The sequence below is a fragment of the Psychrobacter fjordensis genome (genome assembly GCF_904845995.1).
GTDB lineage: Bacteria > Pseudomonadota > Gammaproteobacteria > Pseudomonadales > Moraxellaceae > Psychrobacter > Psychrobacter fjordensis.
The window spans coordinates 1,716,770-1,731,582 of record NZ_CAJGYP010000001.1 but is presented as its reverse complement, the minus strand read 5'-3'; the positions used below and the strand labels follow the sequence as shown (position 1 = coordinate 1,731,582).

The 14,813-nt window shown below is 40.6% G+C and carries 11 protein-coding genes; 1 reads left to right on the top strand and 10 read right to left on the bottom strand.

Annotated features, from left to right (window positions below):
- Positions 1-47: 47 nt before the first annotated feature.
- From JMW61_RS07325 to JMW61_RS07280, 10 genes are all read right to left on the bottom strand, one after another.
- The gene (locus tag JMW61_RS07325; protein ID WP_227687383.1) at positions 48-1,865 is read right to left on the bottom strand and encodes a GAF domain-containing hybrid sensor histidine kinase/response regulator; all 1,818 of its coding nucleotides are present in this window, start codon (positions 1,863-1,865) and stop codon (positions 48-50) included.
- Between the two features lie 21 nt (positions 1,866-1,886).
- A complete protein-coding gene (locus tag JMW61_RS07320; RefSeq protein ID WP_201550109.1) occupies positions 1,887-2,765 on the bottom strand; it encodes a tRNA threonylcarbamoyladenosine dehydratase in 879 nt (292 codons plus the stop codon).
- A gap of 117 nt (positions 2,766-2,882) precedes the next feature.
- Positions 2,883-3,818 (bottom strand): TatD family hydrolase, encoded by a 936-nt coding sequence (locus JMW61_RS07315; protein WP_201550108.1) that lies wholly within the window; start codon positions 3,816-3,818, stop codon positions 2,883-2,885.
- A gap of 924 nt (positions 3,819-4,742) precedes the next feature.
- The gene (locus JMW61_RS07310) at positions 4,743-5,066 is read right to left on the bottom strand and encodes an H-NS histone family protein (RefSeq protein ID WP_201550107.1); all 324 of its coding nucleotides are present in this window, start codon (positions 5,064-5,066) and stop codon (positions 4,743-4,745) included.
- Between the two features lie 436 nt (positions 5,067-5,502).
- Positions 5,503-5,940 carry a BLUF domain-containing protein gene (locus JMW61_RS07305; RefSeq protein WP_110923227.1) on the bottom strand — a complete coding sequence of 146 codons (438 nt, stop codon included), beginning with the start codon at positions 5,938-5,940 and terminating at the stop codon, positions 5,503-5,505.
- Positions 5,941-5,993: 53 nt separating this feature from the next.
- Positions 5,994-6,512 carry a BLUF domain-containing protein gene (locus JMW61_RS07300; RefSeq protein ID WP_227687382.1) on the bottom strand — a complete coding sequence of 173 codons (519 nt, stop codon included), beginning with the start codon at positions 6,510-6,512 and terminating at the stop codon, positions 5,994-5,996.
- A 106-nt stretch (positions 6,513-6,618) separates the two neighbouring features.
- Entirely contained in the window at positions 6,619-7,263 is a 645-nt protein-coding gene (locus JMW61_RS07295) for a hypothetical protein (protein ID WP_201550106.1), read from the bottom strand.
- A gap of 828 nt (positions 7,264-8,091) precedes the next feature.
- The gene (gene ssb / locus JMW61_RS07290) at positions 8,092-8,727 is read right to left on the bottom strand and encodes a single-stranded DNA-binding protein (protein ID WP_201550105.1); all 636 of its coding nucleotides are present in this window, start codon (positions 8,725-8,727) and stop codon (positions 8,092-8,094) included.
- 291 nt (positions 8,728-9,018) lie between these two features.
- A complete protein-coding gene (locus tag JMW61_RS07285) occupies positions 9,019-9,666 on the bottom strand; it encodes a DUF3833 domain-containing protein (RefSeq protein ID WP_265090107.1) in 648 nt (215 codons plus the stop codon).
- Between the two features lie 145 nt (positions 9,667-9,811).
- Positions 9,812-11,176 (bottom strand): MFS transporter, encoded by a 1,365-nt coding sequence (locus JMW61_RS07280; protein WP_201550104.1) that lies wholly within the window; start codon positions 11,174-11,176, stop codon positions 9,812-9,814.
- 592 nt (positions 11,177-11,768) lie between these two features.
- On the opposite strand from JMW61_RS07280, the gene uvrA reads away from it, so the two are divergent.
- Entirely contained in the window at positions 11,769-14,675 is a 2,907-nt protein-coding gene (uvrA, locus tag JMW61_RS07275; RefSeq protein WP_201550103.1) for an excinuclease ABC subunit UvrA, read from the top strand.
- The last annotated feature ends 138 nt before the right edge of the window (positions 14,676-14,813 follow it).

Below are 14,813 nucleotides of genomic sequence, written 5' to 3'. Positions count from 1 at the left end.
TGATAAAAATAATAATTTGACAATCTCAATAACTATTTCTCATACAGCTACTCTGCTGATTGTTTTTGTATCAACCAATACTGTACCAATGCATTCAACTGCTCTTGTTTAAATGGCTTAGTGCAATAGTCTTGCATACCAACTTTTAGATATTTTTCGCGTTCGCCATCCATCGCATTGGCCGTCAAAGCAATAATAGGTGGTAATGATTGTGAATCATACATTTCATGCAATTTAATGGTCGCCTGCACCCCATCTAAAATAGGCATATGATGGTCCATCAAGATAACATCGTAGCGCTCAGGTGACAGCACAAACGCTTCAATGGCTTGCTGCCCATCAGCGACATGCGTCACAGTATGACCACTATTAGTTAGCGCTTTTTTCGCGATAATCGCATTGACAGTGTCATCTTCAACCAACAGTATATGACCCGCACGTTCTTGCGTCGGCTTCATCATAGTGAAGTCATTTTCTGCTTGCCATTTTTGGTAGTGCTCTTCATCAATAGTAGGTAAAGGCAACAAAACAGTAAAAGTAGTGCCAACACCTACTTCGCTACTGACCTCAATATGGCCACCCATCAAATCGACCAAAGACTTACAAACTGAAAGTCCAAGACCCGTGCCACCATAGAGACGATGTGTGAATTGATTTGCTTGGTCATAAGCATTAAATATTGCGTCCAACGATTCTTCTTTAATACCAACGCCAGTATCGGTGACTTCAATACATACCGTCATTCCTTTAGGAGGAATAGATTTTATACTCGTATCGTGAACAGTAATTTCATTCAAAGTGCTGTTTGGAATTGCTTGAGAGCGTTGCTCATCTGCTGTACCATGCACGTCAACACCATCACACTGGCAATTAAGTACGTGTTTAACATCAATACTGACTTGACCACCTTCACGGGTGAACTTAATCGCATTATTGACGAGATTCGTAATTATTTGTTTGAGACGTACTGGGTCTCCCTCTATATAGGGCGATAAGGACTCGGTATAATTGTAGTTTAAAACCAATTTTCGCTGATGTGCTTTGACAGAGAAGAGACTAGCAACTTCATTACATAATTCAGATAAATTGACCGGAATATGATCAATTGTCATTTTCCCAGATTCAACTTTCGACAAGTCTAAAATGCCATTGATAATGGCCATCAAATGTTCATTGGAAACTTTGATATTATCCACACAATCTTGCTGCTCTTTGCTAAGTTTAGTATCACCTAGCATTTCTACCATACCAATAATACCATTCATCGGTGTACGGATTTCATGACTCATATTGGCCAGAAAACTCGACTTCATCTCATTAGCATGTTTAGCATCACGCTGCTTATCTTGTAGCTGCAAAGCGTCGGCTGCCATCATCGCAAATTGAGCCAATATCTGTAATTGCTCATCGTCGAAATCATGATTAGGCTTTATATCCATCAAGCAAAAAGAGCCTAAATTGTAGCTTTTATTGTCCTCAATGAGGATAATTGGTGCACCAGCATAAAACTGTAAGTAAGGAGCCTCCGTCACCAGTGGACTTTGGCTAAAGCGGCTATCTGCTGTTAAATCTGGCACCACAAAAACTTCATCAGAGAGCACCGTATAATTACAAATAGCGACTTCACGTGTTGTTTGGCATACATCGTCAAGGCCGTAGGCAGATTTTAGATATTGTGTCTCTTCATCCATAAAGCTGATAGTAATGGCGGATACATCAAAAAACCGCTTAGCCAGATTGATTAGGCGCTCAAATGCAGGCTCATTATTATTATTCAGTACTTTATACTTTCTGAGCTTATGGATACGTTCTACTTCATCCGCTGCTACTGGATAGCTGTGTTTAGGTGCGTTAGATATAGACAAAATAGACTCCATTAAATAAGATCAGACGCTCTGTTTGATACCCGTCTGTTTTATTAATAATTGCAAAGCTTCACTCACCATAATCATCGCGACGACTGATGTAACGACAACTGCCGAGCCGTAACCACCACAGTGCAACCCGCCTGTTTGACAGCTCTTATCTACCCGTGGTGGCTCTGTCGAATAAACACATTTAATACCGAACTTTTCTTTTAAGGCACTATTGATGCCTTTTTCATGGCGCAGTTTATTACGTAATTTAGCAAGCAGCGGGTCTTGATAGCTGTCCTTTAAGTCACTCACTTTAATTTGGCTTGGGTCTATTTTGCCACCTGCACCACCTGCACAGACCAGTTTTAGTTTATTAAAACGACAATGCAGCGCAATGGCCAGCTTAGCACTCATGTCATCTACACAGTCTAGAATAACAATAGGTTTACCTTGGGCAATAGCCGCTTTTGCTTCTTCACGACTGGGTAATAGAGCAGCTACATTTTCTACTGTCAAAAAATCATCAATTAAATTGAGCGTGACCTTGGGGTTAATCTCATGAACACGAGTCGCCATTGCCCCGATTTTACTCTGACCAAAAGTACTATCTAGGGCAGGTAACTGCCGATTGACATTGGAAGCAACCAAAACATCCAAATCAATCAAAGTAATAGTACCCACTGCCGTCCGAGCCAGAGCTTCGGCTACCCAAGAGCCAACACCCCCTACGCCTATAACATAGACATGGGCAGCAGCGAAAGTGTCAACTGCTGAGGTGCCATAAAGTGTTCGTGTACCTTGAAAACGACGCTCATACTGCTCATCCTCTACAATCGCTTCTTCTACTATAGAGTGTTCAGTGGTGACAAACTCTGCCTCTGTTGGCTCAAATTGTTGTGTTTCATTCATAACAGATTAAATGCTCTTTTAAATTGTTTTATCTATAGGTGCTTCGGTTATTTACTGATAACTTATTTACTATTGTACAAGTTAGCAGTAAATAATAATGGCCTATAATAGGTATAACTATACTGGAGGATAATCCCATGTCTTATGTAAAGCGTTGCAACTGTTGTGCCACAATTGCTCAGCAAGTCTGTCTGGCGACACATTGAGCAACTCACTTAAGCTTAATAGTACCCATGGCAAATTAGCTGGTACGTTACGATCATGTGACTGCTTATCAGCACAACTATTGTCTGACATCTGACACTGGATAGGCGTCATGTCTGGGCAGTCTGTCTCTATGACCAAACACTCTATACCATGACTATCGACAGCGGCATGAATGGCACGGCGCAATTTTTTGGCATTCGGATTGGTGATCTGACCAGTAACACCTAACTTAAATCCTAACCTCACAAACGCCTTTGCCTCTTGTTCACCACCACTGAAACTATGTGCGATACCACCTAACTGGTGTGCATCATAATCGTGTGCCTTCAGTATTGCCAGTGCTTCTGCATGTGATTTTCGGATATGTAGCATCACTGGCAACTTATGAAGAACTGCTATGTCCAATTGCGCCTTAAAAAACCGTTTTTGTTTGGCAAATACTTCAGGCTCTCTCATAGATTCCGTGAAAGTATCCAATCCAATCTCACCGATTGCTATTGGGCGCCGCTTAGCAATCATATTCGCCATACTTGTGAGATGAACTTCGCTGTGATCTTCGATATAAAAAGGATGTAGACCTATCGCGGTATGACTCTTAATTTGTGATAAATTTGCGCTATCGACATTTTTGGCAGTCAGCGGTACCAGCTTGTTCAATAGCTGTTCAGTATTATACATCCTCTCAAAATACTGGTGTGAATACCCCACCAACACGAGATGGCGTACACCGCGCTTATAAGCTTGCTGTACCAGCAATTCCCTATCGCTATCAAATACCGGAGCATCGAAGTGAGTATGGGTATCAATGAGAGGATAAGTCTTGGGTAATGTCTGTTTAGATATCATATCGTCAAATCCTCTGTAAATTGGATAATCTGTCAGTCTCGCTTAGTCTACTATGCGTAGTACGTTCACTCGCCTTCCTTGTATCCAAATTATATTGAACCGACTATAGGTGAAACTATAAGGATCATTAATAGACTCCAAAATTAACGTTTTTTAATTGAGAGTTCTATCGTTCGGCATTTTGTATGCCATCATTAACAGATAACTATTCTACCAATGACTGTATAAATAATCAGAATAACTTATATTAAAAATATTTAATCCTTAATTTAGTCTTTATTTCATTTCTTTATAATTATTAGCACTTTATATACTAGTGCTATCAGGTTTTGCGTTTTTCTTATGAGATAGTTCCGTATCAGACTTTCGACTACTGCGCCGAGGTACGAGCAACAGGGTGGTTGCAATGATTCCCAAAGAAATCCATTTTTTTACTTTTATATTTCCTGTCACTTTATCTACCTTATACCTTTATATCATTATTCATCTATTTTATCAGCAATTGTTCACAATGGATATTTATTAACACGTCGTCACTGCTTTATTATACTCAGATAAGATAAGTCCTATGTTTATCTGTGTTATGAATACGCAAGCTAATGTATAGCCCTACTCTTTGAGAACACCGCTGCTACTGTTGGTATTAGTCGGGCTAACAAACCATCAACGCATCAATAATACTAAAAATATGGCGTATAGAAGACGTAAAAAAGCCAGTAGCTTCTTACCAAATAATGGCAAAAAAGATACTGGCTTTCATCTAATGTAGTCGATTCAATTTAAAAGTAGTACTAGGCAACCGAGTGTAGATGTATGTTAAATACTTCAAGTGAGGTTAACGCAGTAATACTTTCATAATGGAATAACTATAATCAGCGATATCACTATCAAACTTAATAAGAAAACTTATTAGTTAATACAATATTAAATAGCAAAATCTTCGATATCACGACCTGCTGCTAATGCTTCAACCAACCACGTAGGCTTACGACCACGACCAGTCCAAGTTTCTTCATTGTTGTCAGTATTGCGATATTTAATACTGCGTTTTTTCTCTAGGGTTTCACCCGCTTTTAAAATTTCTTCGATAGAGGCATTGCTTTCTTCTGCAATTTCCTCGAACTTTACATAAGCATCATACAGACGCTGATGTTGTTTTTTAGCAATAAGCTGCTGAGCATTTTCAGTAATAGCTCGTAGCTCATCGACGTTCAGATTTTCTAAATCAATTGCGTTATTTTTGCTCATAGTAAATCCAACTGTAAAATAAAAGGTGCAACCTCAATAGAGATTATATTCTCCATTAAGAACCGAGATGACTTATTCATTATTCGATAAAGTCATAAATAGATATTCTTTGTAATAAAAATATGTTTAGCCAATATATCTATGGGCGGAGACAATATAAACAAAAAGCAATGCTATCACAACCGCAAACTATCAGATCTTATATATCAAAAGTCAACGGATAGTAAAATTTGGTAAATGGGCAAAGTTTGAAGATTCAAATATTCGTTTATAAATCAATATTTGTTTATATATTTCATTGAAGAACTGCTTATAAAGTGCCCTTCAAAGCTAATTGGTCGCATACTTAATAAACATAAATCCATATATTGATATAGATCTTGAGTTTTGAAAATTATTTTTAAATTTGTAATATTCAAACAAAAATTTTACTCAATCAGTCGCGTTGGTCACTAAGCTCATTCATCAATTCACGGGCTGATTCAGCGCTTAATAAGTACGGATTAAAATCAACAGTGGTAGAGTATTTTAAATAAATGGCAGCGTTTTTTTCAGTCGGTGTGGCATAGTTCATAGACCATTTGGACCACGTTCTATACTTTAATTCGCGTGTTTCAATAATTTGTAAATCGTAATGACGTTGATCAGCGATTAAGCTATACAATAGACGATTGATTTGCGCTCTCGGACCTTCTACTGTTTGCAAAAAATAATCTTTATTAAATGTCAGCATACCAGTGATACCGTTGGCGGCATTATTCACCTGTGCTTGCTTCAATATTTCATTGAAATCTTTAGCTGACACGCCTGGATTGGCACGGCTCGCATATGTCATGCTCATTAAAATGGGCGCATCTTCCATTATTGATGTCATATCGTATCTCTTATAATAAAGTTATAGGGTCTGATAGCTTCTCTAAACATCCATCAACTCAAAGAAAACCAAGATTTCTTCTTTTTAGAAGCATCGATTTCTTCTTGCTCTTGAAGTTCTGATAACGTATCAATCAGCATCATAATTTGATTGGTATTCATCAAATACGGATTAAACTGATTGCCTGTCGAAAACTTGAGTGCCAGCCCCTTGTTTTCATCACTTGGGATTAAATATTTCATTGACCACTTACTCCAATGACGCTGCTCAACTTCACGGCACTCGATAACTTGCAGTGCATAATGTCGATCGTCTTCGACCAACTTTCTAAGCAGCTCATTGATAACAGGTCTCGCCCCTTCAATACTTTGCAAAAAGTAATTGTGGTTAAACACCAAAGCACCCGTAATACCATTACGCTCATTATTTTGCTGCGCTTGGGTGAGAATACGTGTCACTTCACCAGTAGGGTTGTCACTGTTATAACGGCTAATATAAGTCAAACGTAAAATAACATGCTCACCATGACGCATTTTTAGACGATCTAATTCCGATAGCTCAGCTGATTCCACAAGAAACTCCAATTAGTTTGCTAGATTTTTCAACAATGACAGCACCGTTATTTTTCATAACTAAATATTTGTCATATCCGTTTTTACTATATAAACACCGTCAACATTAACGTTGAATTCTTTTGATAAAGTCATTCATACCACGTGATAAATTACCACTATCCGTATTCTGTATTTCTTTTGCTAAGATCAATAATTGCGTACTACTACCACATTGCTCTAAACTTAATAAATAACCCCAGGCTTCTACAGGTGGTGCATTCTTTTCAATATAGGTAGCTAAATCAGATTTTATCGTTTCATAGTTTGCACTAGATGGCTTAGTTTTGAACATACTACTGATTGATTTTTTTTCTGACTCTTTTACGTTAGTGGTGCTTTTATTATTGAACGTATTATTGAACTCTATTTCAGACTTCTCATCAAAGACAGGTACGGCTGGTTGAGACTGAGTAGTGACAGGTACGGCTGTCGTCGTCTGAGCAGGCGTGGGCACTTCTGTCTCAGCACTGCCAGCCACTGCTACTTCAATACACTCAAGGCTCAAAAGCAGCTCAAATAGCGGTGTAATACCACCAAACTCAGCAAACATCTTGCTACTGTCGAGTGTATTAAGATAGCTCTGATACGTGCGTCTGCCATCAATCATAATGAGTAATGTTCTAGCTTCTCGCGGCAATACACCTAGACTCTGAGATTTAATCTCTTCTCTACCTAAATCACTTTTTCGAAACACATCACCATAATTCATTATGTATACTCAATACTAGCAGTGAGGTGGGCATTCTTATTTTAAGATGCCGACCAAGTAAGTTTTTATGTTTTAAACCATTAAATGGCCAAACCCTGACTTTTCATTTGCTAATAAAAATCACTTTAAACGAAAGCCGAACGTTTAATATCGTATAAATCATTGATTCAAGTGGATTATATCAACCTGTCCAATAGACTGTTAGCATTAATTTGATTTAATAGAACAGACGGTTGATATAGGATATGAAAGGTAGTTTTTATCGTTTTCAACATATAAATTGACGAAATAATAAGCGAAATAAACCTTATAAATTTAATTATTCTAACCAATACCTATTCGATTATTAACCTTTTTGAATACTCAACAACCAATCATTTAATTTTTATTATTTTGAGAATTAGAGTTTTTAATACCATTAGTATAATCAGAAACAGACAAACGTTTTATTTCATTTAGTAATTAGCACTTACAGTTGATTCGATTTAAAAGCATATTTAATTTAATATAACTTGGACACAAGGAGGTCGAGTGAAAGTGCTACAAATAGCAGACTAAGCGAGACTGAAACTGTATCCAGTTTATAGAGGATTGACTCTGCTGCAAAGCAACCGAGTCTAGATAGATATTCAATACTTCGAGCGACGTTAACGCAGTAACGTTTTTATAGCGGAATGACTATATATAGATAAAGACAGTCTAATTAATTCCCATATGGCTTTTGGCAATATAATAAAACGACTTTTTCAAATTATTTATTGTCACATACAAAAAACCCCGCTATTAACGGGGTTTCTAACTACCTTTACACTTTGATCCTTATAAGACTTAGAACGGGATATCGTCGTCTACAGGGCCGTCTGGCATTGCCGTAGGCTTAGATTGAGCAGGTTTCTGCGCAGGTTGATTAAACTGGTTTTGCTGGGCAGGTGCTTGATTGTTATTGAAGCTGTTCTGACCACCATTAGCTTGATTGTAGCCACCTTGTTGAGCTGGCTGATTGTTGCCTTGCTGACCGAAGTTGTTTTGATTGCTTTGACCACCTTGATTGCCATAGCCACCACCTTGACCTTGATTCTGACCACCTTGGTTATTATTACTGAAGCCGCCATTGTCTTGACCACCACCAGTTGCACCATCTAGCATTTGCATTTGCTCAGCGCGAATCTCGGTGATATAACGGTCTTGACCATTGGGATCTTGATATTTACGTGTGCGCAAGCTGCCTTCAATATAAACTTTGCTGCCTTTACGCAGGTATTGTGCCGCAATTTCACCTAAACGGTTGAAAAGTGCAATACGATGCCATTCAGTGGCTTCTCTTTTTTCACCGCTTTGTTTGTCTGTCCATTGTTCTGATGTCGCAACCGAGATATTGGTCACGCCGCCACCATTACTAAATTGACGTGCCTCAGGGTCTGCTCCAAGGTTACCGATGATGATAACTTTATTAACTCCGCGCATGATACCGTCCTTTTGCTTATGAATAATTTGATGAATCTTTCTAATTTTTCGTTAATAGTATCGATTAATACTATTAGTCATATAATTTTACTTTAACCAATTTTAGTTTAAATATCTACAGACTATCTACTAAAGGCGACACCTTATGTCGCCTAGATATATTTGTTCTAAATACATTTATCGCAGTCCCTACTATCAAAAGACAGTAATAGTGCTATTTTGCCACTTTAATCAGTGGATTAACACCATCAACCTTCATTGACTATTAGGATAGCGCTGCGACCTATTACTCTACTTAACGTCAGAGCGATGACGATGCATACTCAAAGTGACACTACCCAACTCTACGCCGAATTTTTTCATTACAGATCGATTCAGCATGACATCTTCATTAATAAGATACATCCAATCGTCAAAATTAACTTTGTAGGTCTTATCTTCAACAGGCAATTCTAATAAATAATTCCAATGGAGCGTATTACCAACGACTTCCCCTGTAGCTTCACCGATGACATCCCCTGCAGTACCTTTCCAACTACCATCAACTTGCTTGGTCAATCGCCATATACGCTGCGATTTTGACCCATCTGCCCACGAGAACCTCTCATCTAAAACGATAACATTCTCACCCTCGTGAGTGGCATCGATATCGACATAAAAACGTTTCTTAACCTCACCATTTCGGCCTTGAAACATCCCCCAACCATCAATCTGACCTGAGAAAAACTCATGCATATCAAGCATTGGTGTAGTATTTTGATAGGCTTGAATATTTTGGGTGGCACAGCCAGAGATGAATAAAGTGGCTGATAGCCCTGCACCTACCATGACCTTGGCTACTGATCGAGGCATCAAAGATAAAAAAGTAGATGGTTTGGCTGTTTGAGGAGCACCTTTACCAATAACAACACCATTAGACAGCATCGTAAACTTACTCATATTAATTCCTTTTAAATAGAGATAGATTTAAGTAAAGAGGTTTAGATTGCCCCTCATAATAGTGGCGGTCTATACAGTTATTGTCTACTCTGTTTTTGACTACCCAGACTTTTTCGACAAACTTAATACCATTATGTATGGCCTATTATATATCTAGCGGACTCTGTGCCAAACTTGATAGCTGCTCCCTTGAATCGTCCGTCAGCTGGGTTTTATCCAATTTAAGATAGGCCACTTTCTCTTTTGCCATCACGACTAGCTCATCGACGCCATCTACTGCTAGCATCTGGCGTGACCAGTCTTGCATATTGACATTTTTAGGAATACTAACGGTCGTGCTTGATAGGTATGGTGGCTGCGCAATCGGTATAATAAGCAGCAAAGCGATACCCATAATGACCGCCAATATACCCCATGCCAACAGACTAGGCTGACTCAATAATAGCCCACCCATTGCCCCACCTACAAACGCACCAAAAAACTGGCTAGATGAGCTTATTCCCATGGCCGTCGCTTTATTGGCCACTGGCGCGCGCTTAGAAATCCATGAAGGAATGGTCGCCTCAATGAGATTAAAGCCCATAAAGTACAGTAATAAGCCTAAAATAATACCAATACCAGCCTGACTGCCAAGTGCGAGTATGGCTAAAGCTGCGGTTATTAATGCCAATGCACCCAAAAATACCTGACGCATTTTGCGTTTCTTTTCAGCGATGATAATAAAAGGTATCGCTACCGCAAAACCAATAAACAATAACGGCAAATAAACCAAACCTTGCTGGCGTACCGATAATCCCATCACTTCATTGAGCTGATGCGGCAAAATAACAAATATCGCAGTCATGGTCAGATGTAGCGCAAAAATACCGATATGTAAGCGATTTAAATCACCAATTTTGAGTACTGTCGCTAATTGCTGACCGATCGATTTATTGTCTAGATTATGCTTGAGCACCCTTAGCGGCGTCGGTACTATCATTAATAGCAACATTGCCAAAATAGCAAAGCCTGCGGTGAGCCAAAACAGCCCAGAGATGCCAAGCGAACCAACCAACAGCGGGCCAAAGGCAAAAGCGAGCATAATGGAGGTCGCAATGGTCAAACCCATCGTAGCCATCGCTTTGGTACGCATCTCCTCGCGAGTCACATCAGCCAGTAATGCCATCAGTACGGCAGAGACAGCGCCACTACCCGCCAGCGCCCGACCGATAATGACCTCATAAATATCTGTCGCGTTGGCCGCAATGATACCGCCGATAGCAAATAAGATTAACCCTAAAAATATAATAGGTTTGCGCGGGAATTTGTCAGCAGCAAGGCTCATCGGTATCTGAAAAATAGCCTGCCCAAGCCCATAAATACCAACTGCCAAACCGATCAAAAATGGCGTCGCATGCGCATAATTGTTACCGTATACAGAAAATACCGGGACAATCATAAACAAACCAACCATCCGTAAGGCAAAGATACCACCGACCCCGAGGATTGCCCGTTTTTCTACGCTATTCATACTCGCCTCACTGGTTGATCATTAGCTAGTTTATCACTGCTGCTTTTATCGAGTCATCAGCCTATAAATCAAGCCCACTAGTATAAGACATTCGTCATTTGGTTGCCGAAACTTTTACTTTTTGCGCCCAGACTTAACGGTAAATGTGATGCCATATTTTTGTTATTAAGTGCATCTAATAGCAACCGTACCTTGAATAATGCCACTATCATGACAATAAAGTAAGACGGCGCAAACATTACCAGAGCAGCACTTTTAGCTTGTACAGAATTGACCACATAACGAATACCTCTCATAAAATGACATTGTTTGGCAAAATCTATAACAAACCATACCTGTTACTCACTGCTGATTTGATTTAGATTTACTTATCAAAATAAAAACTTAAAATCAGAAACTAAAACAAGAGCACACCGACTGTCGTTTACATCGTTTCGTTTGTATCGCTCTATAAAACTATCAATGCCTTTATAGAGCGATATGAATGACAGCATTATCCACAATTTTAATAAACCACTTCGACTTCATTGACGCTTTCAACGTTTAGACATTTTTTTAAATACAATTTTAGCAAATAGGAAACCTATCACCGATGGCACATGACCATATCGCAATACGCGGCGCACGTACGCACAATTTAAAAAACATTGATTTAGACATACCACGAGATAAATTCGTGGTCATCACTGGTTTATCAGGTTCTGGTAAATCATCATTGGCATTCGATACTTTGTATGCTGAAGGGCAACGCCGTTACGTCGAGAGCTTATCGGCCTACGCACGTCAGTTCCTCTCACAGATGGAAAAGCCTGACGTCGATAGTATCGAAGGTCTATCCCCTGCGATTGCTATCGAGCAAAAATCAACCAACCATAACCCACGCTCTACGGTCGGTACGATTACTGAGATTTATGATTATTTGCGGCTGCTGTATGCGCGTATTGGTACACCGTTTTGCCCTGAGCATGGCGAGCCAATGGTCGCACAGTCGGTCACCGAAATGGTCGATCAAGTCATGGCGCTACCCGATGACACCAAAATCATGATTTTGGCACCTGTCATTCGTGAGCGTAAAGGTGAGCATACCGTCTTACTAGAGCAGCTGATTGGCCAAGGCTTTGTGCGTGTGCGCGTTGACGGCGATGTGTATGACACCGATGAGCTACCAACTTTAGATAAAAAGAAAAAACATACCATCGAAGTGGTGGTTGATCGTTTCAAAGTCCGTGATGACTTGGGTAACCGCGTTGCAGAAAGCTTAGAGACTGCCCTACGCTTAGGTCAAGGTCTGGTCACGCTGCATTTTATGGATGGCAATCCAAAAGAAGGCGGCGATGACAACCAAGTCATGTCAGCCAAGCATTCTTGTCCTGTGTGTGATCGTGCCGTCTCTGAACTTGAGCCACGTATGTTCAGTTTTAACAACCCATACGGCGCTTGTCCAAGCTGTGACGGTCTCGGTAAACGTCAGTACTTCTCTGCTGAGAAACTGATTACCCATCATGAAAAATCGCTCAACCAAGGTGCTATTAATGGCTGGGATAAGCGTCATGCTTATTACTTCGGTCTGCTGTCAACTGTGTGCAATCATTTTAAAATTGATATGGATGCGCCGTGGCAAGACCTGCCAAAAGAGCAGCAAGATCTCATCATGAATGGCTCTGGTAAAGAAAAGCTAACCTTTAACTTTACTGATGAGCGCGGTCGTAAAACCAATAAGACCGTACCATTTGAAGGCGTGCTTCCTTATCTAGAACGTCGTTATGCTAAGACGCAAAGCAATCTCGTCCGTGACGAGCTGGCCAAATACTTAGCTGATACCACTTGTAACGTCTGTGATGGTGCGCGCCTGAATGAAATCTCACGCAATGTCCGTGTTGATGATCAAACCATTGCTGAAATCGTCAAACTGTCTATCGGTGATGCCGCAGAGTATTATAAAACGCTAAAGATTGGCGGTCATAAAGGTGAAGTCGCAGAAAAAATCTTTAAAGAGATCAATGAGCGTCTGAACTTTCTAGTGAGTGTCGGACTGGATTACTTATCTCTTGCCCGCTCTGCTGAAACGCTATCGGGCGGTGAAGCACAGCGTATTCGTCTTGCCAGCCAAATCGGTGCAGGTCTGATGGGCGTGATGTATGTACTCGATGAGCCCTCTATTGGACTCCATCAACGTGACAATGATCGCCTGCTCAAAACCCTGACGCGCTTGCGTGATTTGGGTAATACCGTACTGGTCGTTGAGCATGATGAAGATGCGATTCGCCAAGCGGATCACGTCATCGATATCGGTATCGGCGCAGGTATACATGGCGGTCATGTCATTGCTCAAGGTACAGTCGATGACATCATGGCAAATAAAGAGTCGCTGACTGGACAATACATGTCTGGTAAAAAGAGAATCGAGATTCCAACCATTCGTCATCAGCCAAAAATGATAGATGTGGAAGTCAAAGGAAAAGCCAAACCGAAAAAAGCACCAATGACGATTGAGCTAAAAGGTGCCTCAGGCAACAACCTACATGATGTGGATTTGACCATTCCCATTGGTATTATGACTTGCGTGACTGGCGTATCGGGTTCGGGCAAATCAACCTTGATCAACCGTACGCTGATGCCATTGGCCGCGACTCAGTTGAATAATGCCTCAACGCTGATTGCCGATAAATTTGAAAGCATTAGCGGTCTTGAGCATTTGGACAAAATGGTCGATATTGACCAAAGCCCAATTGGTCGTACACCGCGCTCAAACCCAGCGACTTATACAGGCGTGTTTACCCCAGTACGTGAGATGTTTGCGCAAACGCAAGAAGCGCGCGCACGTGGTTATAAGGCCGGTCGCTTTAGTTTCAACGTAAAAGGTGGACGCTGTGAGATGTGTCAAGGTGATGGCCTCATCAAAGTTGAGATGCATTTCTTACCGGATATGTATGTGCCCTGTGATACCTGTGAAGGCAAGCGCTACAACCGCGAGACCTTAGAGATTCACTATAAAGGCAAAGCCATCGCCGACGTGCTCGATATGACCGTTGAAGACGCGACTGAGTTCTTCTCAGCGATACCAGCGATCTATCGTCGCCTGCAAGCGCTGATGGATGTTGGACTAAGCTATATCCGTCTCGGACAGTCTGCGCCCACGCTATCAGGTGGTGAAGCACAGCGAGTCAAGTTAGCACGTGAGCTTGCTAAACGTGATACGGGACAGACGCTCTATATCTTGGATGAGCCAACTACTGGTTTGCATTTCCATGATATCGATAAGCTGCTCAATATCTTGCATGCCCTACGTGATAAAGGTAATACCATCGTGGTCATCGAGCATAACTTGGATGTCATCAAAACGGCGGATTGGGTGATTGATCTTGGCCCTGAAGGCGGTAAAGGTGGCGGCATGATCATCGCAGAAGGTACGCCTGAAGAAGTGGCAGAGGTCGAAGAATCTTACACGGGTATATTCTTAAAGCCGATGCTTGAACAAGGCATGAAAGAAGTAAGCTGATACCAGTTAATGAACTATTGATAAAAGGCCACTCTACTGAATAGGGTGGCCTTTTTTGTTGGGTACTATTTTGTTAGATACTGTTTTGTTAGGTACTATTTTATTGTAATACTATAAAGCGCTACCCAGTCCATGAGT